The 20,727-nt window shown below is 69.7% G+C and carries 21 protein-coding genes; 14 read left to right on the top strand and 7 right to left on the bottom strand.

Features of this window, described 5'->3' with window-relative positions:
- Positions 1–3: 3 nt before the first annotated feature.
- On the bottom strand, positions 4–753 hold the full coding sequence (locus C6V83_RS18475; protein WP_199832569.1) for a DUF6474 family protein: 750 nt from the start codon (positions 751–753) through the stop codon (positions 4–6).
- Positions 754–881: 128 nt separating this feature from the next.
- On the opposite strand from C6V83_RS18475, the gene C6V83_RS01845 reads away from it, so the two are divergent.
- Complete coding sequence (locus C6V83_RS01845) at positions 882–2,519, top strand: TM0106 family RecB-like putative nuclease (RefSeq protein ID WP_105940961.1); 1,638 nt, start codon at positions 882–884, stop codon at positions 2,517–2,519.
- Between the two features lie 28 nt (positions 2,520–2,547).
- Here C6V83_RS01845 and C6V83_RS01850 read toward each other — a convergent pair whose 3' ends face one another.
- Entirely contained in the window at positions 2,548–3,306 is a 759-nt protein-coding gene (locus C6V83_RS01850; protein ID WP_105940962.1) for a TMEM165/GDT1 family protein, read from the bottom strand.
- 196 nt (positions 3,307–3,502) lie between these two features.
- Between C6V83_RS01850 and C6V83_RS01855 the strand changes: the two genes are divergently transcribed.
- Both C6V83_RS01855 and C6V83_RS01860 read left to right on the top strand, forming a co-directional pair.
- Positions 3,503–5,548 (top strand): ATP-binding cassette domain-containing protein, encoded by a 2,046-nt coding sequence (locus C6V83_RS01855; protein WP_234353816.1) that lies wholly within the window; start codon positions 3,503–3,505, stop codon positions 5,546–5,548.
- On the top strand, positions 5,545–6,297 hold the full coding sequence (locus tag C6V83_RS01860) for an energy-coupling factor transporter transmembrane component T family protein (RefSeq protein WP_105940964.1): 753 nt from the start codon (positions 5,545–5,547) through the stop codon (positions 6,295–6,297). Before C6V83_RS01855 ends, C6V83_RS01860 begins: the two co-directional genes overlap by 4 nt.
- Before the next feature lie 85 nt (positions 6,298–6,382).
- On the opposite strand, the gene C6V83_RS01865 is transcribed toward C6V83_RS01860, so the two are convergent.
- Positions 6,383–6,904, bottom strand: coding sequence for a hypothetical protein (locus C6V83_RS01865; protein WP_105940965.1), 522 nt, complete (start codon positions 6,902–6,904; stop codon positions 6,383–6,385).
- Positions 6,905–7,098: 194 nt separating this feature from the next.
- Between C6V83_RS01865 and C6V83_RS01870 the strand changes: the two genes are divergently transcribed.
- From C6V83_RS01870 to C6V83_RS01880, 3 genes are read left to right on the top strand one after another with little or no spacing between them, the layout of a single operon-like run.
- Positions 7,099–8,121, top strand: coding sequence for a metal ABC transporter substrate-binding protein (locus C6V83_RS01870; RefSeq protein ID WP_105940966.1), 1,023 nt, complete (start codon positions 7,099–7,101; stop codon positions 8,119–8,121).
- Positions 8,118–8,861, top strand: coding sequence for a metal ABC transporter ATP-binding protein (locus C6V83_RS01875; protein WP_105940967.1), 744 nt, complete (start codon positions 8,118–8,120; stop codon positions 8,859–8,861). Before C6V83_RS01870 ends, C6V83_RS01875 begins: the two co-directional genes overlap by 4 nt.
- Complete coding sequence (locus C6V83_RS01880; protein WP_105940968.1) at positions 8,861–9,760, top strand: metal ABC transporter permease; 900 nt, start codon at positions 8,861–8,863, stop codon at positions 9,758–9,760. Before C6V83_RS01875 ends, C6V83_RS01880 begins: the two co-directional genes overlap by 1 nt.
- A gap of 76 nt (positions 9,761–9,836) precedes the next feature.
- Here the strand turns inward: C6V83_RS01880 and C6V83_RS01885 are convergent, their stop codons facing one another.
- Both C6V83_RS01885 and C6V83_RS18230 read right to left on the bottom strand, forming a co-directional pair.
- Complete coding sequence (locus tag C6V83_RS01885; protein WP_105940969.1) at positions 9,837–10,460, bottom strand: superoxide dismutase; 624 nt, start codon at positions 10,458–10,460, stop codon at positions 9,837–9,839.
- A gap of 148 nt (positions 10,461–10,608) precedes the next feature.
- The gene (locus C6V83_RS18230; RefSeq protein ID WP_159067423.1) at positions 10,609–10,758 is read right to left on the bottom strand and encodes a hypothetical protein; all 150 of its coding nucleotides are present in this window, start codon (positions 10,756–10,758) and stop codon (positions 10,609–10,611) included.
- 129 nt (positions 10,759–10,887) lie between these two features.
- Between C6V83_RS18230 and msrA the strand changes: the two genes are divergently transcribed.
- The 6 genes from msrA to C6V83_RS01915 all read left to right on the top strand — a co-directional run bounded on the left by msrA (position 10,888) and on the right by C6V83_RS01915 (position 16,564).
- Positions 10,888–11,607 carry a peptide-methionine (S)-S-oxide reductase MsrA gene (gene msrA, locus C6V83_RS01890; protein ID WP_105940970.1) on the top strand — a complete coding sequence of 240 codons (720 nt, stop codon included), beginning with the start codon at positions 10,888–10,890 and terminating at the stop codon, positions 11,605–11,607.
- Between the two features lie 11 nt (positions 11,608–11,618).
- On the top strand, positions 11,619–12,683 hold the full coding sequence (locus C6V83_RS01895) for a winged helix DNA-binding domain-containing protein (protein ID WP_105940971.1): 1,065 nt from the start codon (positions 11,619–11,621) through the stop codon (positions 12,681–12,683).
- Positions 12,684–13,182: 499 nt separating this feature from the next.
- Positions 13,183–13,530, top strand: coding sequence for a rhodanese-like domain-containing protein (locus tag C6V83_RS01900; RefSeq protein WP_407646222.1), 348 nt, complete (start codon positions 13,183–13,185; stop codon positions 13,528–13,530).
- A 479-nt stretch (positions 13,531–14,009) separates the two neighbouring features.
- Positions 14,010–14,687, top strand: coding sequence for a DUF4328 domain-containing protein (locus C6V83_RS01905; RefSeq protein WP_105940973.1), 678 nt, complete (start codon positions 14,010–14,012; stop codon positions 14,685–14,687).
- Positions 14,684–15,466: a glycerophosphodiester phosphodiesterase family protein gene (locus C6V83_RS01910; protein WP_105940974.1), complete on the top strand. Its 783-nt coding sequence runs from the start codon at positions 14,684–14,686 to the stop codon at positions 15,464–15,466. Before C6V83_RS01905 ends, C6V83_RS01910 begins: the two co-directional genes overlap by 4 nt.
- A gap of 42 nt (positions 15,467–15,508) precedes the next feature.
- On the top strand, positions 15,509–16,564 hold the full coding sequence (locus C6V83_RS01915; RefSeq protein WP_105940975.1) for a DUF5926 family protein: 1,056 nt from the start codon (positions 15,509–15,511) through the stop codon (positions 16,562–16,564).
- Between the two features lie 182 nt (positions 16,565–16,746).
- Here the strand turns inward: C6V83_RS01915 and C6V83_RS01920 are convergent, their stop codons facing one another.
- Together C6V83_RS01920 and C6V83_RS18235 are read right to left on the bottom strand one after the other, a co-directional pair.
- On the bottom strand, positions 16,747–18,396 hold the full coding sequence (locus C6V83_RS01920) for an LCP family protein (RefSeq protein WP_325027371.1): 1,650 nt from the start codon (positions 18,394–18,396) through the stop codon (positions 16,747–16,749).
- Between the two features lie 305 nt (positions 18,397–18,701).
- Positions 18,702–19,088: a hypothetical protein gene (locus C6V83_RS18235; protein ID WP_159067424.1), complete on the bottom strand. Its 387-nt coding sequence runs from the start codon at positions 19,086–19,088 to the stop codon at positions 18,702–18,704.
- A 127-nt stretch (positions 19,089–19,215) separates the two neighbouring features.
- Here C6V83_RS18235 and C6V83_RS18240 point away from each other — a divergent pair, with 127 nt between their 5' ends.
- Together C6V83_RS18240 and C6V83_RS01925 are read left to right on the top strand one after the other, a co-directional pair.
- Positions 19,216–19,386 (top strand): hypothetical protein, encoded by a 171-nt coding sequence (locus C6V83_RS18240; protein WP_159067425.1) that lies wholly within the window; start codon positions 19,216–19,218, stop codon positions 19,384–19,386.
- 142 nt (positions 19,387–19,528) lie between these two features.
- Positions 19,529–20,725: a cation:proton antiporter domain-containing protein gene (locus C6V83_RS01925; RefSeq protein ID WP_234354027.1), complete on the top strand. Its 1,197-nt coding sequence runs from the start codon at positions 19,529–19,531 to the stop codon at positions 20,723–20,725.
- Positions 20,726–20,727 lie beyond the last annotated feature (2 nt).

A 20,727-nucleotide genomic window follows, 5' to 3' on the forward strand; every position in this document is an offset into this window, starting at 1 on the left:
CTCCTACTGGGGGTGGACGTTCAGGCGGGCGAGCAGATCGTTGTCGATCGCGGTCAGTTCGTTGCCGATCGCACGCTGGGCGGCCCGGCGCTGCGTCGGGGGCATCGTGTCGGCGGCGTCGGCGGCCACGACCAGATTGTCGAGCCGGGCGCGCATGGTCTGAACGAAGGCCTTGCCTTCGGCGGTGTCCTCGAGCCCTGCCACCTTGTCGGCGGAGGATTGGGCCGCGGCGATCCGGGCACGCAGCGTGGCGCTCGGGCCGCCGTACTGGGTCAGAAGCCCGGCCGGGACGCCGGCGCGGCGCGCCTGGAGGGCGGTGATCTCGGATCGGGCGGCGACCGCTCCGCGGTAGATCAGTGGGCCGGCGATCGGTGCGACCAGCTTGGCGACGGTCAGATAGCGGCGGATCTTCGCGGGCTGGAGGAGCCCGGCGCTTTGTGCTGCCTTAGCTTGTGCGGTAACGGTTTTCGCTTCTGCGGCCGCAGCCTTGCGCTGGGCCTTGCCTGCGGTCTTGGCGGTCTTCTGCTCGGCCTTGCTCGCGGTCTTCGCCGTCTTGCGTTCCGCCTTGTGCGCCTTCTTGGCGTACTTGTGCTCGTCGCGGAGTGCCTTCTTGTGCCGCTTCTGCTCTTCGTGCGCGCTCACTTTGGCTTCGAGCCGGACCCGGGTCTTGAGGGCTTTCTCCTCCGCTTTGCGGATCTTGGCTTCGGCCTTGCGCTCGAGGCGCTTGGCCTTGCGGGACGACGAGAGACCCATGGTGTCCTTTCCGCCGGACGACCGGCTTGGCCGTGACTGGTACCAGTTTTGCATAGTGTCAGTAGGGGATGAGAGTGTGGCGCAGCGTCGCCGCACCGGGCGACACGGGATGAGAGCGAGGCGAGGCGGTGGGTTCGGCGGTCCTCGGTGCACGCGACCTGACGGGCTGCGAGCATCGGCTGGCCCTGGACAGTGCCGCGCGAGCCGACGGAACCGCAGCGGCGCAGCTCGAATCGCCGGATGCACTGCGCCGGATCGAGGCCGCCACGGCGCACCGCCGTGACGTGATCGCAATGCTGCAGCGCCTGCAGGCCGAGCGCGGGGTGAGTGTCGTCGCGATCGACGACTCCCTACCGCACCGCGAGCGGGTCGCCCGCACGCTGACTGCGTGCGCCGAGGGTGCGGACTGGATCTTCCGGGCGGCGCTCCCGACCGATCACGAGGCCGGCCGTCGCGGTCACGCCGAGGCGCTGATCCGCCACGGCGACGGCTACCTCCCGCTGATCGTCGTCAACCATCGGGTGACCACTCAGTCCAAGGCCGACCGCGACCCGGCCGAACCGGTCACCGTGCGGACCAGTTCGCTGGATCAGTGGCGACCGACTCCGGATCCGGCGCGGTCGGTGCGCGGCAACAAGCGCGATGCGATGCGACTGGCGCAGTTGGCCGCGATGCTGTCCGGGCTCGGCTACGCGCCCGCGCGGGACCGTGCGCACTGGACCGGCGGGGTCATCGGCGTCGACGCGGACTGCATCCTCGTGGTGCCCCTCGGGCCGCTGATGTCCGACTACGACGAGGTCTTCGCCCGGCGCCGGGCCGTCGCCGACGGCAGTGTGCCCACACGCCCGCGCCGCATCAACGAATGCCGCAGCTGCGACTGGTGGCCGTCGTGCGAACAGGAATTGATCGCGGTCGACGACGTGAGCCTGGTGGTGGGCGGCAACGGCACCGACGCCTTGGCCGAGGCCGGCATCACCACCGTCGCCCAGCTCGCCGAATACCGGGGCGACCCACCCGAGGACTGGAGCGGTCACACGTCGTTCCTGGACGCGGTGGTGCAGGCCAACTGTCTGCGCGCGAACGTGCCGCTGGTGCGCCGTTTGGAGCGGCCGCAGGTGCGGCGGGCCGACGTCGAGGTGGACGTCGACATGGAGAGCTACGGCGAACGGGGAGCGTACCTATGGGGCACGCTGCTCACCGACAACGTGACCGGAGCACCGGCGGTGTACCGGCCGTTCGTCACGTGGGACCCGCTGCCCACCACCGACGAGGGCCACGCTTTCGGCCGGTTCTGGAAGTGGCTGATGGAATGCCGCGACGCGGCCCATGAGGCGGGCAAGACCTTTGCGGCGTACTGCTATTCGCAGCAAGCGGAGAATCGGTGGTTGCGGGGGAGCGCCGACCGCTTCGCCGGAATCCCCGGGGTGCCCTCCCGCGAGGACGTCGATGCGTTCATCGCCTCGTCCGAGTGGGTCGACGTCTACGAGGCCGTCAACGCGAACTTCATCTGTCCGAACGGCAAGGGGCTCAAGCGGATAGCGCCGGTCGCCGGGTTCGCATGGTCGGACCCGGAGGCCAGCGGCGAGGCGTCGATGGACTGGTACCAGGCCGCGGTGGGTCTGGACGGTGCATTGCTGGACCCGAGCCAGCGCGATCGACTGCTCCGCTACAACGAGGACGACGTCCAGGCCACCAAGGTCCTGCGCGAGTGGCTCAGCTCCGACCGGATCCTGCAGCTGCCGACCGTCGACGATCTGCTGCGGTAGGCCACGACCGTCGCCATGGCGGTGCGCTTCAGGAGGGGACGTCGGCCCGCTCAGCGGAGTGGCGGGCCGAGTCCGCGGCTTCGCGGGCCCGCCGGCGCCAGGTCCTGGTGATCACCACCGTGCCGATCGACAGCAGGACGATCACCGCGGCGACGGTGCCGACGACCAGCGGGAGGCTCGTGCCGCCTCCCTCCGGCCCGCTCGCCGCGCTCCCGGCGCCCAGCAGGCCTTCGGTGAGCAGCCAGACGGCGAAGCCGAGGAACAGCGCGGCGGCGAACAGGGCGACGGTCCGCTCGGGCAGGTGCTTGCCGAGCACGCGGCCGACGGCGATGGCGACGGCGTCCGCGGCGACCATGCCGAGGGTCGACCCGATCCAGATGCCGAGCCAATCGTTGTCGGTGGCCAGGGTGATGGTCGCGAACATCGTCTTGTCGCCCAGCTCGGCGAGCATGAACGCGCTCATCACCGCCAGGAAGACCGAGCCTCCGACGCGCGCGGCCTTCGCGGATTCGCCGTCGGACAACTCGTCGCCGCGCAACGTCCACAGCGCGAACGCGAGCATGGCCAGGCCGCCCGCGATCGACATCAGGTGGGACGGAATCGACATGCCGAGGAAGTGGCCGAAGAACACCGAGAGCGCGTGCACCAGCGTGGTCGCGGCCAGGATCGCACCGAGCACCACCCACCAGCGGTAGCGCAGGGCGTAGGTGAGCGCCATCAGTTGCGACTTGTCGCCGAGTTCGGCGACGAAGATGACGCCGAAGCCGAGGAGGAGTGCCGCGATCATGCGGGTCACGTTATGACCGCCGGGCGGTTCTCGCAACAGCTGGACTGTCCTTATTTTCGCAGGTAGGAGGCCCGGACAAGCAAGTTCGGGGACCCTGATGCTCCAGTGTGGGGGAGCCTCGGCGAAGGCGCGGCTCCGATCACCGCCGGTGGGCCGGGTTTCGCGGGCACGTGCACGCACCAGGCACAATGGCACCGTGACGCCCCATACCCTCGACACGCAAGCGCGCCCGATCGTCGGCCCGCTGCGCCCGCTCGAGATCGCGATCGTGGCCATCCTGTCCGGCCTGACCGTGGTCGCCGTGGTGGTGGCGGCGGTGATCCCGCTGGCGAGCGCTGCCGGGCTCCTGGCGCCCGTGCCGATCGCCCTGGTCGCCGCCCGCACCCGGCTGCGGGCGACGATCGCCGCCTCGGCCACCTCCACCGCGGTGACCTTCGCGATGGCCGGCCTGGGCGCCGCGCTCGGCGTGCTCGCCTCCGCCGTCGTCGGCGGGGTGGTCGGGGAGGTCAAGCGCCGCGGCGGCGGCACCGTGGTGATGACGCTGCTCTCGCTGATCGTCGCACCGCTGCTCGCCTCGGTGTCGGTGCTGATCCTCTGGGTGCTGGTTCCGCTGCGCGAGCTCGCGCTGACCGTGTTGGAGAACCTGATCAAGGGCCTGGGCACCGTGGTGGCCAGGGCCGGCGGCGTGTTCGGCGCCGACCTGGACGGCGTGGAGCGCTGGTTCGAGGGACTGGCCCGCAACATCGTGGACTACTGGTGGATCTGGCTGTGGGCTTCGGGTGCGGTCGGCTCGTTCCTCTCGCTGCTGGTCGCCTGGTGGATCCTCGGCGGTGTGGTGAACCGGCTCGCCCACATCAGGATGCAGGACACGCTCGACTCGTCGGCCGACCTCACCGTGACCGAGACCGTCGATCCGCTGCCGATGCGCATGGCTGGAGTCGGATTCCGCTATCCGGGCACCGAGGCCGACGTTCTGCACGGCATCGATTTCGCACTGATACAGGGCGAGTTCGTGGCCGTCGTCGGAGCCAACGGCTCGGGCAAGTCGACGCTCGCCAAGCTGCTGGCGGGCACGCCGGCGACCATCGGGATCGTGGACCGCCCCGGCGATCCGGGCCTGGGCAAGCGCGGCGGCACCGCCATGGTGCTGCAACGCCCCGAGGCGCAGATGCTCGGATCGCGCGTCGCCGACGACCTGGTGTGGGGCCTGCCCGAGGATCAGGTCGTCGACGTCGACGCCCTGCTGGCCGAGGTGGGGCTGGCGGGTCTGGGCGAGCGCGAGACCTCCGACCTGTCCGGCGGCCAGCAACAGCGCCTGGCGGTGGCCGCCGCCCTGGCGCGCGCGCCCAAGCTGCTGATCGCCGACGAGGTCACCTCGATGGTCGATCCGGCCGGCCGGCACGAGCTGATCGAGATCCTCGCCCGGCTCCCGCGGACCCGGGGCATCACCGTCGTGCTGATCACCCACCGCGGCGTCGAGGCGCGCGCCGCCGACCGGGTGATCCACCTGGAAGGCGGCCGGATCGTCGAGCATCATCCGGAGTGGATGCGGCCCGAGGAGCACACCCCACTGTTACCCGCTGCGCACGACGCCGCAGACCCGCTTCTGGTGGTGGATCAGGTCTCGCACACCTACCTGGCCGGTTCGCCGTGGGAGGTCACGGCCCTGCACGACGTCGATCTCCGGGTCAACAAGGGCGACGGGGTGCTGATCGTGGGCGGCAACGGGTCTGGGAAGACCACCCTGGCGTGGATCATCGCCGGGCTGATCGTCCCGAGCCGCGGTGAGGTGCTCCTGCACGGCGAGCCGATGAGCAGCCAGGTCGGCAGCGTCGGGCTGGGCTTTCAGCACGCGCGGCTGCAACTGCAGAAGACCACGGTCGGCGACGAGATCATGGCGGTCGGCGGGGAGTCGGTGACCACCACCGAAGTGGGCCGGGTGCTGGATCTGGTCGCACTGCCCCGGGAGATCGCGGCTCGTCGCGTCGACTCGCTGTCCGGCGGTCAGATGCGCCGCGTGGTGCTGGCGTCTCTGGTGGCGTCCGAGCCGGACGTGCTGGTGCTCGACGAGCCGCTCGCCGGACTGGACCCGGCAGCCCGCGAAGAGGTGCTCGACGTGCTCGCCGGACTGCGCCGGGGCGGGATCACGATCATCATCATCTCGCACGACCTGGAGGCACTCGACCGCGTCTGCAACCGGCGCGTGGAATTGAACGACGGGGTTCTGGAGGCACGACGATGACGATGCGCACTCCGCCGTTGCGGCAGCTGCCCGGCGACTCTCCGGTTCACCGGTTGTGGGCCGGAACCAAGCTCCTGATCGTGCTGATCCTCGGGGTGATGACCTGGGTGCTCCCGTCCTACCCGAGCCTGGGGTTCGTCGCTCTGTGCGTGCTGGTATTCGCACTGGTGGCCGGGATTCCGCTCGGCGCCATCCCGCGGCCGCCCTGGTGGTTCTGGGCACTGATCGTGGCCGGCGCGGGCATCACCGCGATCTCCTCCGGCGGGTCGGGCGTGCTGGTCTTCATGCGCGGTACGGCGCTGGGCCTGATCGTGCTGGCGATGAGCATCATGGTCATCTGGACCACCCCGATGGCTGAGATCGCGCCCGCGATCGCTCGGTTGATGACGCCGCTGAAGCTGCTGCGGCTGCCGGTGGACGAATGGGCCGTGTGCATCGCGCTGTCCCTGCGCGGGTTGCCCCTGTTGATGGAGGAGATGCGGATGTTGCGCGCCTCGTATCGGTTGCGCCCGTCCTCGGCGGCCAACTCGGGCCACCCGTCGGCGGAGATGGGCATCATCGACATCATCGTCGCCGCGATGAGCTCGGCCATGCGCCGGGCCGCGGAGATGGGCGAGGCGATCACCGCTCGCGGGGGCACCGGGCGACTGACCGCATACCAGTCGCGTCCCGGCAAGGCCGACGCGGTGGCGCTGGGCCTGGTGCTCGCAGCCTGCGCCGCGGCGATCACGTTGACGGTCGTGCTGTAGAGGCGTACGACATGCTGCCGCCGCGCGGAGTGATCCTGGCGGCGGCAGCAGGGCAGCCTGGGCTGCTGGCCTCAGTGCGGCAAGCTCACCTCACGCATCCGACGGTGAAGTTCCACGCGGTTCCGCTGATGTCGGTCGTCACCCTGATCTCGACCCTGGACGTGTTCGCAGGCAGATCGACCTTCAGCACACCGTCGCCCGGTCCCCGGAGAGGGTGGTTGTTCGAGTTGGCGCTCTCTGAGCCGCGCCAACCCGTCGACTCGAGCACCCGCCCATTGGGAAGGAGGACGTCGAACTTGTCGGGGATATTGATGGTGTCGTAGTCGAGATCGATCGAGGTGGTGCCGGGTGCGAGCTGGTACGGGTAGTACGACGGGTCATCGTTGTAGCCGCCGCTCTGCGAACGCTGGCCGCACTGCTTCACCGGAGCGCGCCGGTCGTTGATCGGTGCGGCGCCGTCCTCGTCGGGCTGGGACTTCTTCGGCGGGTGGCTGTAGCGCGGATCCTTGGTGCCGTCGGCGTGGGCGACGGCGGGGATCAACAGCATCGACCCCGCCGCGGCAGCGGCGGCGGCAGTGCCGATCAAACGGGCGCGGGATTGGGTCATCGTACGGTTCCTCCTGTGTTTTGCGGTCAGACCGCGGTCATCGTAAGGGCGGGATCTGCGGCCTGTCTGTCGCAGATTCGATGGATTGTCCGGGCCGGGTGTCACTGGATTCTTGGCCCGCATCCCCCGCCGTCGTCCGGTGTTCTCGGTCGCCGGAATTGCAAAGTTCGGTAGGCCGAACTATAAATATTGGCATGCCCCATGAACGTGTGACCCCGGGTTTAGACTCGCTGCGCTCGCTCAACCGTCGGTCGGAGCCGGACCTCAATCCGGGTGGCGGCTCGCTCAGCTGGCGAGTGGCACCGCACGCGTCCGCACGTCGTCGCGGTGTCGCCGTGATCCTCGCGCTGCTGCTGGCGCTGACCGGGTGCTCGCTCGGCACCGCCGACGACGGCCGACCCGTGGTGCTGACCACCTTCACCGTCCTCGCCGACATCGCCCAGAACGTCGCGGGGGACCGGTTGAACGTGGAGTCGCTGACCAAGCCCGGAGCGGAGGTGCACGGCTACGAGCCGACGCCCGCGGACATGCGCCGGGCGGCGAAGGCGGAACTGATCGTGAACAACGGCCTGAATCTGGAGGCGTGGTTCGCGCAGTTCGTCAGCGACCTCGACGTTCCCCGGGTCGTGGTGAGCGAGGGCGTCGAGCCGATCGACATCACGTCGGACGCGTACGCCGGCAAACCGAATCCCCACGCGTGGATGAGCCCCCTGAACGCCGAGATCTACGTGGACAACCTCGTGGCCGCGTTCAGCGATCTCGATCCGGACGGTGCGCAGCAGTACCGCGCCAACGGGGCGGCGTACAAGAAGCAGCTCGGCGAGGTGCACGGTGAGTTGATCGAGTCGCTCTCGGTGCTGCCGCCCGACCAGCGGGCGCTGGTGACCTGTGAGGGCGCGTTCTCGTACCTCGCGCGTGACACGGGCCTCACCGAACGCTACATCTGGCCGGTGAACGCCGAACAACAGGCCACACCGCAACAGGTGGCCGGCACCATCGGCTTCGTCCAGGAGAATCGGGTGCCCGCGGTGTTCTGCGAGTCGACCGTCTCGGACAAGGCCATGCGGCAGGTGGTCGAGGCCACCGGCTCCGCGTTCGGCGGGACCCTGTACGTCGACTCGCTCTCCGACGAGGGCGGTCCGGTCCCGACCTACCTCGATCTGATCCGGCACGACGCCCGGACCATCGCCGGCGGACTCACCGGAGGGCGGTCGTGACCGCGCCGACCGTGGACGTCGACGACGTCACCGTGCGCTACGGACGGGCTCCGGCGCTCACCCACGCATCGCTGCAGTTGTACGCCGGGCGGGTGTGCGGTCTGATCGGCATGAACGGGTCGGGGAAGTCCACGCTCTTCAAGACCATCATGGGTCTGGTCGCGCCGTCGAGCGGCCGCGTCAGCGTCTTGGGGGCACCGCCCGCGCGGGCGCGCAAGACCGGTGACGTCAGTTACGTCCCGCAGTCGGAGGCGATCGACTGGTCGTTCCCGATCTCGGTGCGCGACGTCGTGATGACCGGGCGCTACGGCCGGATGGGCTTCGCCCGGCGCGCGCAACGCGAGGATCGGGCGGCGGTGGAGGAGGCGCTCGAGCGCGTCGAGCTCACCGAGCTCCGGGACCGCCAGATCGGCAGCCTGTCAGGTGGACAGCGAAAGCGGGCGTTCGTCGCCCGCGGGCTCGCGCAGGGGGCGTCGATCCTGCTGCTCGACGAACCCTTCGCGGGGGTCGACAAGCGGACCGAGGCCACCATCACCGAGGTGCTCGTCGAACGGGCGAACGCCGGTGCGACGGTGCTGGTGTCGACGCACGACCTGCAGGCGCTGCCCCGGCTCGCCGACGAGGCGGTCCTGCTGCAGCGGCATGTCATCGCGCAGGGACCGCCGGACGAGGTCATCACCACCGAGAACCTGATCCGCGCCTTCGGGATCGATCCGCTCGTGACGGACCGGGACGTCTGATGGCGGTGATCGGCGAAGTGCTTCTCGACCCGTTCAGCTACGGGTTCATGACGCGCGCGTTGTGGGCGACGCTGATCGCTTCCGCGGTGTGCGCGCTGCTCTCGTGCTGGCTGGTGCTGATCGGCTGGTCGCTGATGGGCGACGCCGTCTCGCACGCCGTGTTGCCCGGCGTGGTGCTGGCCTACCTACTGGACTGGCCGTTCGCCGTGGGCGCCGTGATATTCGGGTTGCTCGCGGTGGCGCTGATCGGGGTCGTTCGCGACGGCGGCCGGGTCAAAGAGGACGCGGCCATCGGCATCGTGTTCACCACGCTGTTCGCGCTCGGCTTGGTGCTGATCTCGGTGACTCCCAGCCAGACCGATCTGAACCACATCGTCTTCGGCAATCTGCTCGGCGTGTCGCGCTCGGATCTGCTCCAGATCGCGGTGCTCGGTGCGGTGGTCGCCGTCGTCGTGCTGGTCAAACGCCGGGACCTGACGCTGTACGCGTTCGATCCGACCCACGCGTACGCGATCGGACTCAATCCGCGACTGCTCGGCGCGCTGCTGCTGACCCTGCTGGCGCTCACCGCGGTCACCGCGCTGCAGGTGGTCGGGGTGGTGCTGGTGGTCGCCATGCTGATCATCCCCGGTGCCACGGCGTACCTGCTGACCGACCGCTTCCCGTTGATGCTCGTGATCGCGCCGGCCTTCTCGGCGGGGTGCGGGGTGGTCGGGCTGTACGTCTCGTACTACTGGGACACCGCACCGGGCGGCATGATCGTGCTGGTCCAGGGGAGCGTGTTCGCGCTGGTGTACCTGTTCGCGCCGCAGCGCGGGATCGTCACGGCGCGGCTGCGGCGCCGCCGCGACGATCAACGCCCCGAACGACGTCGAGCGGAGTCGGGAACTCGACCCTGATGAGGTGAGATCTCGACTCCGCTCGATCAGCGAGGTGCCTGCTCGATCAGCGAGGGCTGCCCGAAACGAGGATCGGTCAGGGGACGATCAGGCCGTCCGCTGCCGTTGCCCTGGCGTAACGCTCGGCGGCGTCTTCCCAGTTGACGACGTTCCACCAGGCCTTGACGTAGTCCGGCTTGACGTTCTGGTAGTCGAGGTAGAAGGCGTGCTCCCACATGTCGAGCATGACGACCGGGATCAGCGCCGCGGAGGTGTTGCCGCTCTGGTCGGTCAGCTGCTCGATCACCAGGCGCTTGCCGATGGTGTCGTAGCCGAGGATCGCCCAGCCGCTGCCCTGCAGGGTGGTGGCTGCCGCGGTGAAGTGCGCCTTGAACTTGTCGAAGCCGCCGAAGTCGCGGTCGATCGCGTCCTTCAGATCGCCTGCGGGCTCGCCGCCGCCGTTGGGCGAGAGGTTCTTCCAGAAGATCGAGTGGTTGGTGTGACCACCGAGGTGGAAGGCGAGGTTGGCCGACAGGCCGTAGACCTTGCCCTGGATGTCGCCGGCCTCGCGGGCCTCCTCGAGCTTCTCCAGTGCGGTGTTGGCGCCGGCCACGTAGGTCGCGTGGTGCTTGTCGTGGTGGAGCTCCATGATCTTGCCGGAGATGTGCGGCTCCAGGGCCCCGTAGTCGTAATCGAGATCGGGCAGGGTGTAGACGGCCACGTCGTCGTCCTCTCTATGGCGGTGTTGTTCTTCGTACTAGGTCCAATTTCTACCCTTCCCCACCCGGGGACGCTGCGCAAGGGCGGGCGGGCGTCTCCCGTCGCCGCCGGACGGGTTCCGAGGGGCGGATGCCCGGAACGAGAGGTGCTCAGAGCAGGAACACCAGCACGATCGCGACGATGATCGCGACGATGCTCGCGGCGATGCCGACGCACTGGGCCCGGACGTTGTAGACGGGCCACGACTCGGACCGTCGGGTGATGTGGGCCGCGCGTGTCACGGTCGCCCGTGCAGGCATGGTGGACTCCCTCTCTTAGAGTGTCCCAGAGTGAGCTCTGCCACATCTGAGCGTATCGCGTACATGCTACGGGTCAAGTGCCCTCTGCGCCGCAGGCGGGGTTCGGCGGGATCGTCGTACGCTGGTCGCATGAGCCTCTACGACCGGATCCTGGCCGCCTCCGACGTCAAGCGGGTGATGGTGGACCCCGCCGATGCGCTGCCCGGGCGCGCCGAGTCGCTGCCGGTGCCGGAACGGCACGAGGTGCTCGGGACTCCGCTGCGCGGTGAACCGGAGGCGGACGGGAGCTACGGCAACGGCGGGATCGGCGAGTGGGATGCACCGCTGCACGCGGTGATCCTGGGCGGCGGCTGCTTCTGGGGCGTCGAAGAGATCTTCTGGCAGGTGCCCGGGGTCCACTCGACCGCCGCCGGGTATGCGGGCGGCTATACGCCGAACCCGACCTACGAGGAAGTGTGCACCGCCAAGACGGGGCACGCCGAGGTGACCCTGGTGGTCTTCGATCCGCGCCGGGTGACGTTGGCAGAACTGCTGGCGACGTTCTTCACTGCGCACGATCCCACGCAGGAGATGCGGCAGGGCAACGACATCGGCACTCAGTACCGGTCGGCGGTCTACACCTTCGACCCCGCCGACACCGAAGCGGCGGCTGCCGCGGCGGCCCGCTTCGAGCCCGTGCTCGCCGAGGCGGGTTACGGCCCGGTGACCACCGAGATCAGTGAGCTCAGCGAAGCCGGAAACGGCTGGTTCTACTACGCCGAGCCGTACCACCAGCAGTATCTGCACAAGAATCCGCACGGCTACCGGTGTCACGTGTCGACCGGACTGTCCTTCCCGGCTGACGGCTGATTCCCCGGGCGATGAAGCTCACGGCACAGCAGTGGAACCGGACGCTGCTGCAGCGGCAGCACCTGCTGGAGCGGGTCGACGAGGACGCCGTCGAGGTGATCGACCGATGCGTCGGGGTCCAGTCCCAGGACCCACAGGCCGCGTTCTTCGCCCTGTGGTCGCGGATCGAGGGGTTCGATCCGGCCGAACTCGACGCCCTCCTCGTCGAACGCGAGGTAGTGCGCATGGCCCTGCTGCGCGGCACCGTGTTCCTGATGGACGGCCTCGACGCTCGCTGGATACGTGCCGCCGTGCAGCCGGCGCTGGAGGCCGGGCTGCGCGGGAACCCTCTCCCGAGGCTGGCGGGCGTCGATCTCGGCGAGGTGGTGGCGTGTGCGGCGGCGCTGTTCGACGACGACTCCCCGATCGCCGGTGCCCGGATCCGGGAGGCGCTGACCGACTCCTGGCCGGACGCGCCGACGGAGGCGCTGACCGCGGTGGTGCGGGCGAGACTGCCGCTGGTGCAGGTCCCGCCGCGCGGGCTGTGGCGGCGATGCGGCGCTCCGGCGTACCGGCTGCTCGACCAGTGGATCGAACCGGGGGAGCCCGCGGTGACCGGCGAGGAGGCCCGAAAGGATCTGATCAGGCTGTATCTGCGGGGCTTCGGCCCTGCGTCGGCGGCCGCGGTCTCGAGGTGGTCGGGTCTGACCGGCATGGGCGAGGTGATGGCTGCGATGGAAGCGGATTGGGAACTGACAGAGATCGTCGGACCGAACGGTCAACGGTTGTACGACCTGGAGGGGTTGCCGGTCGCCTCCGGTGACGAGCCGGCGCCGGTGCGTCTGCTGGCTCCGTACGACGGAGTGCTGGTCGCCAACGCCGACCGGGCGGCGTTGGCCGATCACGACGTGTATGCCGCGACGGTGACCCGGAACGGGCGCTCCCCGGGCTTCGTCCTCGTCGACGGCCGGCTCGCGGGAACCTGGAAGCCGGCCGCGAGCGGGGTCGAGCTGACCGAATTGGTGTCCCTCTCGCCGGCCGAGCGTTCGGCGGTCGACGCGGAGGCGGCGAGGCTCGCCGAGTTCGTCGCCGGCTGAATCGCCCGCGGGGGTGATCGCGTCCCCTGGAGAGGGGGTTCCGGCCGGCCCGACACCCGCAACTCCGAACCTCGACTTGAGAGTGTCGTGCCGCGTGTTATGCACACGTTGTCCACATGGGCGAGCGGGGAAACGACAGCTGTCGCGACGAAAACTCAAGGTGACGGAACGCAGCTGGAAGCCCGGAAAACCCCCGAAAATATGAGGCTCACGTCACATTTTCGGATCCGACCTCGGAGTAATCCACAAATCCACAGAACTGTCCACAGGACATGGGGAGAGATCGAGAGCCTGTGGGAAACCCGGGCGAGGGTCGGCTGTGGACAACTTTCGGTGTCGGATACGGGGGGTTCTCGGAGTGCCGGCGCAAAAAAGTGTGGTAGCGCCGCGAGTCGCGGGTCTCCGTCGGCCGAAACGCACGACCGTGGGTCCGGGGCGGCCGATTCCGCTCGCGATCGCGGTGGCCACCGCACCCCCCGGACACGCAGTCTGTGGAAACATGGAGCGCGTGAGTATGGACATCGAGCAGGTCGACGTCGCCGGTCTCCCCGACGACTTCACCGATGTCGCCGATCGCGTGCTGCTGGATGTCCGCGAGGACGACGAGTGGGACGAGGGGCACGTCCGCGGCGCCCTGCACATCCCGCTGGGCGACGTGCCGGCTCGTTTCGAGGAGATCGACCAGGACTGCGAACTCCTGGTGATCTGCCGCACCAGCGGCCGCTCGTTCCGGCTGATGCAGTACCTGGCGATGCGCGGGGTCGACGGCACGGTGGTGAGCGGTGGCATGGTCGCGTGGCAGGCCGCCGGAAAGCCGGTGGAGACCGGATCGGGGCAGTCGAGTTGAGGCTCGACGTCTGCCTCTCGTGCCGCATCCAGGCCGAGCATCGGGCTGGGCGCACGCGGTGCCCGCGCTGCGGGGCCGACCTGGTGGTCATTGACCAGGCCACCCGCCGCCCGGCCGGCGAAACACCTCCGGTGCCCGGGTCCGGGCAAGCGGGGGCATCGCGGCAGAACCCGCCTCCGCGGACTGCCGTGCGCCCGGCTCACGCTCCGCAAGCCGGGCCACCGCGACCGCAGCACCCGCAGCAGCGCCCTCCCCACCAGGGCTCTCCGCAACAGGGCTCTCCCCGACAGGGCTCTCCGCGACAACGGCCGCACCAGGGGCGACGACCGTCGCCCCGCGCGGCGGCCTCGCCCCCCTCGCTGCGATGGATCGCCCACCGTCCCGCCGACACACTGCCGCCGCGACCGGCGCCGTCCCGTCCGCGACGACCGGGCACGCCGCGCTATCCGGCGATTCCGCGCTGGGGACTGTTCGACGTCGTGCGTCCGAACGAGGGCGGCGACGGCGCTGCTTCCGACCCGCACGCAGCGCTCCAGCGCTGGCTGGGGTACTTGTGGCCCATGTTCGCCGCCGCAGCGGCGGTGCAGTTGTTCCGCTATCTGCTGCTGGTGGCCAATCGTCGCTGGCCGATCCCGGCATGGCTCGACCTGACCAGCGCGGTCCTCACGGTGATCGGCGGCGTGCTCGCGGCCCTCGGGGCGCTGGTCGGGCTGGTGCTGTTCGCGCGCTGGGTCGTGGCCGTGCGCAGACTCTCGTATCAGACTGTGGACCGGACCGATCCGCGCCGCGGAGCGAGGGTGGTGCTCGCCGCGGTGGTGCCCTTCGTCAACGTGGTCACCGCCCCGCACCTGCTGTACGAGGCGGCCCACGCCGTCGGCGGCGTCCGGGAGGCGCAAGCCCGCAGGATCATCGACCGGGCCGCCGTCGCCTGGGCCCTGCTGAGCCTGGCAGGGCTGATCGCGCTGATCTACCGGATCGTGGTGGGCTGGCCCCCGAATCCGTCTGAATCGATCCAGACCGGCGCCGATGCGATGGTGTGGGCGATCGTCACCTTCGTCGGGTCCGCTGTGTTCTGCCGCTGGTTGCGCCCGAGGCTGCCGCGCGCCGTCGCGCTCGGCCGGGACGAGGTCGTCGTGCGTCGGCTGGTGGTGGCATGACGCGCAAGGTTTCGCGATCGGGCAAGCCCGCCGTCGTCGCACACCGCGGATCGTCGGCCGACCACGCCGAGCACACGCTGGCCGCCTACGAGGCGGCGCTGCACGAGGGCGCCGACGGGCTGGAATGCGATGTCCGGCTGACCGCCGATCACCAGCTGGTCTGCATTCACGACCGGACCATCGAGCGCGTCTCCGACGGCACCGGCGTGGTGAGCGAGGTGACGCTGGCGCAGTTGCGCGAACACGACTTCGGCACGTGGCACAGCGGCCGCCCGGCGACGGTGCTGACGTTGCCCGAGCTGCTGGAGCTCACCCTGGACTGGCATCGCCCGGTACGGCTGTTCATCGAGACGAAGCACCCGGTGCGCTACGGCAGTCTCGTCGAGCAGAAGCTGCTCGACGTGCTGCGCGAGTTCCGGGTCGGCGCCCCGCCGTCGGCCGATCACAGTCGTGCCGTCGTGATCTCGTTCTCCGCGGCGGGAGTGTGGCGGATACGCCGCAGCGCCCCGATGCTGCCGACGATTCTGCTGGGTGAGAGCCTGCGCGGCATCAGCGCCGGCGCCGCGACCGCCGTCGGGGCCACCGGGATCGGTCCGTCCGTGCAGACCCTGCGCGCGCACCCCGATCTGGTCGATCGCGCGGCCGCGGGCGGACGTGTCACGTACTGCTGGACCGTCGACGAACGGGACGACGTGCAGCTGTGTGCCGACCTGGGGGTTCGGTGGATCGCCACGAATCATCCGGCGAAGGTGCGCGACTGGCTGGTGACCGTCGACTGACCACCCCGGTCAACCGGTGAACCCGGATGAGAGAGTGAAGGCATGGCCAAGAAGAGCAAGCGCGGCACGCCGCGGGCGGGAAGCAATCGCGCCGAGAAGCTGGCGGCCCGCAAGGCGCGGCAGGAGGCGGCGCCGACGGCCCCGGCTCGGCCTTTCGCCGATCTGCCCGCCGCCGAGTGCGACCTGGTCGCGCTGCGGGCGTTCATCGCCTCGGCCACCGCGCAGATGACCTTCGCCGAGGGCTTCGACGCGGCGAACGAGGCCGACTTCGCGACCATCCTTCCGGGTGCGGTGCCCGGCATCGTCCGGTCCCGGCAGGCCGCGAGGTGGGGTGAGCGCGGCGCCGGGAGCGGAGCGAGCGGGCCGGAAAAGGCCGGCGCCGGGAGCGGAGCGAGCGGGCCGGAAGAGGCCGGTGCCGCGGCCGCCGGTCCTGACGGGAAGGTGACGCAGGGCCTGGTGGCGCTGCAGACCGATCCCGAGCCCGCCGATCTCGCCGGCTCGCTGGCGGCGGCGCTGGCCTGGGCGGCGAGCGCTGCACCGGGCAGTGAGTTCCGCGGCGGCGCTGCGGCGGCCGGCGGATCGGGGTCACGTGGACTGGCCGACATCGTCGATCCGGCGGCACCGCTCGAGGTGGTCGTGTACGGCGACTTCTCCTGGTGGTTCGGCGACGACGCCGACGTGAGCCCGCAAGTGGCAGCCATGCTCGAGCGCGCCAACGAGACCATCCTGCCGACCGCGCGGCTGACCCCGAAAAGCGGTATCGGCGCCCCATGGTGGGTCGATGCCGGCGACCGCGCCCACCTGCGGTGGGTTCGTCCCGAGGACGAGGAGACGGTGATGAAGGCGCTGGCGCGGCTGCATGCCGCGGGTCGTCTCACCATGGGCGAAGGATCGCGGTTCGCGGGGTCGTTCCGTACGCACGGCCTGGTGGTTCCGGTCTTCGATCTGGACAACGAGATGCATCACGAGGAGTGGCACGACGGCCTCGACGCGCTCGACGCCGCCTTCCTCGAGGCGCTCGCCGACGATTCGGAGCTTTCCGCGGCGGAGCGCAGCTCCCGCGCGGGCATCCTCGGCCGTCAGGTCACGCTGCGCTGAGCCGCCGCTGCTCCCGAGCCCGGATTCCGCTCGCGAGTGTCGATCCTGTTCGCGAGTGTCGATCGGTGTTCTCGCGGACATCCGGGCGTGCGCGCGAGCAGAACCCAGACTCGGGAATCGGAGTCAGACTCGGGAACGTGACTCGGGAAGAGGACCGAGGTCTCGCCCCGCGTGCTCACCTGTCATGAGACGGCGCCGCCGTCGTCGCTCAGCAGTTCGGCCGGGATCGGCCTGCCCCGGCGGAGGTAGTCGAAGAACTCGGCAGTCGACGCGTCGGTGGCGAGCGAGTCGCCGTCGCCGGTGTATACCGTGCCCCCGGTGGGGACGGTGGTGGTGACGGTGTCACCGCGGATTTTGAAGCCGAGCCAGGCCAGGTGCCAGAGATGGTCGTTCTTGCCCACGGTCAGCGCAGCGGTGACCCCGTTCAGGAACGGGAACAGCCGGAAGGGGTTCAGCAGCACTGCCGGGCTGAGGGCGCGGCTCATCAGCGCGCTCATGAACTTGCGCTGATTCACCACCCGCTCCAGATCGGCGTTGGGGAAGGCGCGAGTGCGCACCAGGCCGAGCGCCTGCGCACCGTTCAGCTTCTGGCACCCGGCCTTGAGCCGGAGCCCGGCCTTGGGGTCGCGCAGCGGGCGGTCCAGACACATCTCGACGCCGCCGACGGCGTCGACCAGCCGGTCGAAGCCGCCGAAGCCGATCTCCGCATAGTGGTCGATCCGCAGTCCGCTCAGTTCTTCGACGGTCCGCACCAGCAGTTGCGGCCCGCCGTCGTTGTAGGCGGCGTTGATCTTGTGGTTTCCCAGTCCCGGGACGGCGACGTACAGGTCGCGGGGGATGCTGATCAGCATCGGTTTCCCGCTCGGCGGCAGGTGCGCCAGCATGATCGTGTCGGTGCGGGCGCCGTCGGAGTCGCCGGTGGCCAGCTTGTCCTTCTGATCTTGGCTCAGGTCTGCGCGGGAATCGGTGCCGACGATCAGCCAGGTGGTGCCGGGGGTGTTGGCAGGGCGCCCGGAATAGGCCTGCAGGGCGTCGACTCGGTGGAGCTGGCTGTCGTAGTAGAACATCAGGCCGATGGGGGTGATCAGCAGCACCAGCACGATCACCAGGATCCAGCGCAGTGGCCGACGCTTGCGGCGTGGCTTCTTCGGCTTGGTGGCCTTGCCGGGGGCGGCCGACGGCGCGGCGTCGTCGGTACGACGGGGTGGCCGCGTGCCCGGGGGTGCGGCCGGGGCCGCGGCACGATGATCGGCGGCCGGGATCGGCTCGGGCTCCTGGCGCGGGGCATAGGTGCCCGGGACCGGGGGAGAGTCGGCGACGCCGGGGTCGTGCGGCTTGGTGGGCTCGCGCCGTGCGGGGGAGGTCCGGCGCGGATCGGGGTCCTGCGACCAGGCGCGCGCCGGCGGATTCTGGGGCGGCCCGGGCGCATAGGTGGTGGACGGGTCCGCGCCCGGTGCGGCCGACAACCCGGGCGGCGGTGGAACGGGCCGACGAGTTGGCAGCGCAGCCCCGTGCCCGGGCGGGGCCTGCAGCGGCCGGGGCGGTCGCCCGCGCGAATGCTTGCGGGTCGGCGGATTCGGGTCGGCAGCCCACCGGATCACCGGCTCAGCGCTCGGCGACGGCGCTGCCTGCGCATCGGGGGAGACCGGGCGCGGTGCCTGTCGGCCGTGCACCGGGGGCGGGCCCTGCGGCGCCGGGCGACGAGGAGGACGTCCCGAAGGCGGGACCGCGCGGCCCGGGTCGGCAGGCGGTCGGGGCGGGGTGTTCCAGGCCTCCGCCGGGCGGCCGGGACCGCCGGGAGCGCGCCGCGGCGGCTCGGGAGGCTGAGTCATCTCCGACAGGATACCGACGACGGCGCAGGTTGACTTTGCACCTCGCCCGCAGTCAATCCGGCGGGGGAGGGATGCGCTCGGCGGTGCTGTTGCGGCTCGCGGTGCACCGTGGCGCGGGCGGCGCATGCACCTTCTGGCGACACATTCACGATCTTTGCGTCGGTGGTCGGGTGCTTCCTCAGGGCTTGTCCGCGGTTGGTCGCCGTATTCGCAGGGACCTGGCCGTTTTCGCGGGCGAAACGGGTGAGGCTTCTTCCCTCTCCCCGGAGTAGGGGGAATAGATTACGAAGACGACAACTACTGCGTTAATGGTAACGCGTCGAGAGTTGAATTCCCTTTGAGGGGCCCCGGTAGACAACTAAAAATTGTCTCATCGCATAAGCGATTTGTATTTGACCTACGAGATGCGCTGCGGCAAGCGGGATGTTTACTATCCAAGCGACGACTGAAGCGCCCCGGGTCGGGCGATTGTCGAAAACTGAGGAGATCAATGTGAAGAATTCCCGACGAACGGCAACGGCGGCCGCACTGATTGCCGTGGCGCTCACCGCCGGAGCCTGCGGTAGTGCCGACGAGCCCGCGGCCCCGTCATCGGTGCACACGTCTGCGAGCTCGACCTCGGCGAACCACGCGTCTTCTTCCGCCTCGACGCCTGCGCCGACGAGCACGGAGCCCGAGACGACGTCGAGCACTACTCGCCCCGTCGCCCCCTCCACGCCACAGGCGGCGCTGGATGACGATCCAGGCGGTCACCCGTGCACCACGGATGCCGGCGTTCCCGGCCATCTTGCTCCGGAGACGCCGACCGGAGGCAAGTGGGTGTGCGTCACGACCGGAAGCCCGGCTGGCGCCGATCGTCACAAGCACCACGACGACGATCCGGGTGGCCATCCGTGCACCGATCAGTCGGGCGCGCCCGGCCACCTGGTGCCGGAGACGCCGACCGGCGGCCAGTGGATCTGCGAGATCACCGGGGACGCACCGCGCTGACGTGGGTGCCAGCGAGCGTCGGTGCTCGGTCGATGGGAGTGCGGCGGGACGACATGGCGACGTCGTCGACCGATCGTCGCACTCCGTCGGTGACCAGCGCCCTTGCCTGTTGCGGTAGCCGGGAGGTGCTCGTTTGATCGCCGTGCTGTTCGCAGTGGGCCTGAGTATCCTGCTGTGGTCGCTTCTTGCGCGGCGCTTCGGTGAGTGGCGGGTCGCCCCTGCGATCGTTCTCGCCGGTGCAGGCGTGATCACCTCGGCGATTCTGGGAATCGACTTGGCCGAGTCGCTCTATTCGCCGGTGACCGAGCGCGTGGTCGAGATGATTCTGGCGTTGCTCCTCTTTGTCGATGCGACTGAAGTTCGCGGGGGATTGCTCGGTCGCGACCGCCGTGGCGCGCTGCGCCTGGTGCTGATCGCACTGCCGCTCTCGTTGATCGGCGCGACGATCCTCGGGTGGCTGGTGCTGCCGACGACGATGTTCGCCGTGTGCCTGATGATCGCCTGTGCGGTGATGCCGACCGACCTCTCGCCGCACGGCACTCTGTTCGGCAATAGCATGGTGCCCGAGCGCATACGCCATCTGCTGAATGTCGAGAGCGGATACAACGACGGTGTGGTGGCACCGATCTTCGTCTTCGGGCTCGCCCTCGTCGAGGGGCACGGCACCGAGGCAGGATTCGGTCATGCGACGATTGCGGCGATCGAATCGGCCGGGATCTCGCTGCTCGTCGGTGTGGGCGTGGGTCTGCTCGCCGCGTTCCTCGCCAATGCCGCACTTCGCACCGGTCTCACCTCGGACCGGGCGCTAGGCATCACGGTCCTGATGACGGCGCTGCTGTCTTACGGCCTGGCCACGATCGCCGAGGGCAATGGATTCGTGGCCGCCTTCGTCTGCGGCATCGTCTACCGGCTGACTCGCGATCAGGGCCTCCACGGGAGCGAGCTGGAGTTCGTCGAAGACGTGGCGATCCTCTGCAATCTGCTGGTCTGGTTCGCCTTCGGCCTTGTGCTCGACTATGTCTTCGACGCCGGAGTGCTGTGGTCGACGACGACGCTGGTGGCCGTCTGTGCGGTCACCGTGCTGCGCTTCGTGCCCGTCCAGCTGTCTCTGCTGGGCAGCGACTACGGACGCCGGGACCGGAACCTGATCGCGTGCATGGGTCCCCGCGGCACCGCCTCGATCGTCTTCGGTCTGCTGGCCTGGACCAGGGTCGCCGGCGACGACGTCGACGATGCCTCGCTGATTCTGATCGTCGTCGCCTGGACCGTCGCCCTGAGCCTGATCGTCTACTCCGTTGCCGCAGTGCTTCTTGCGGCCCGACAGAAAGAACCTGCCTGATC

The organism is Gordonia iterans, from assembly GCF_002993285.1.
Taxonomy (GTDB): Bacteria; Actinomycetota; Actinomycetes; order Mycobacteriales; family Mycobacteriaceae; genus Gordonia; species Gordonia iterans.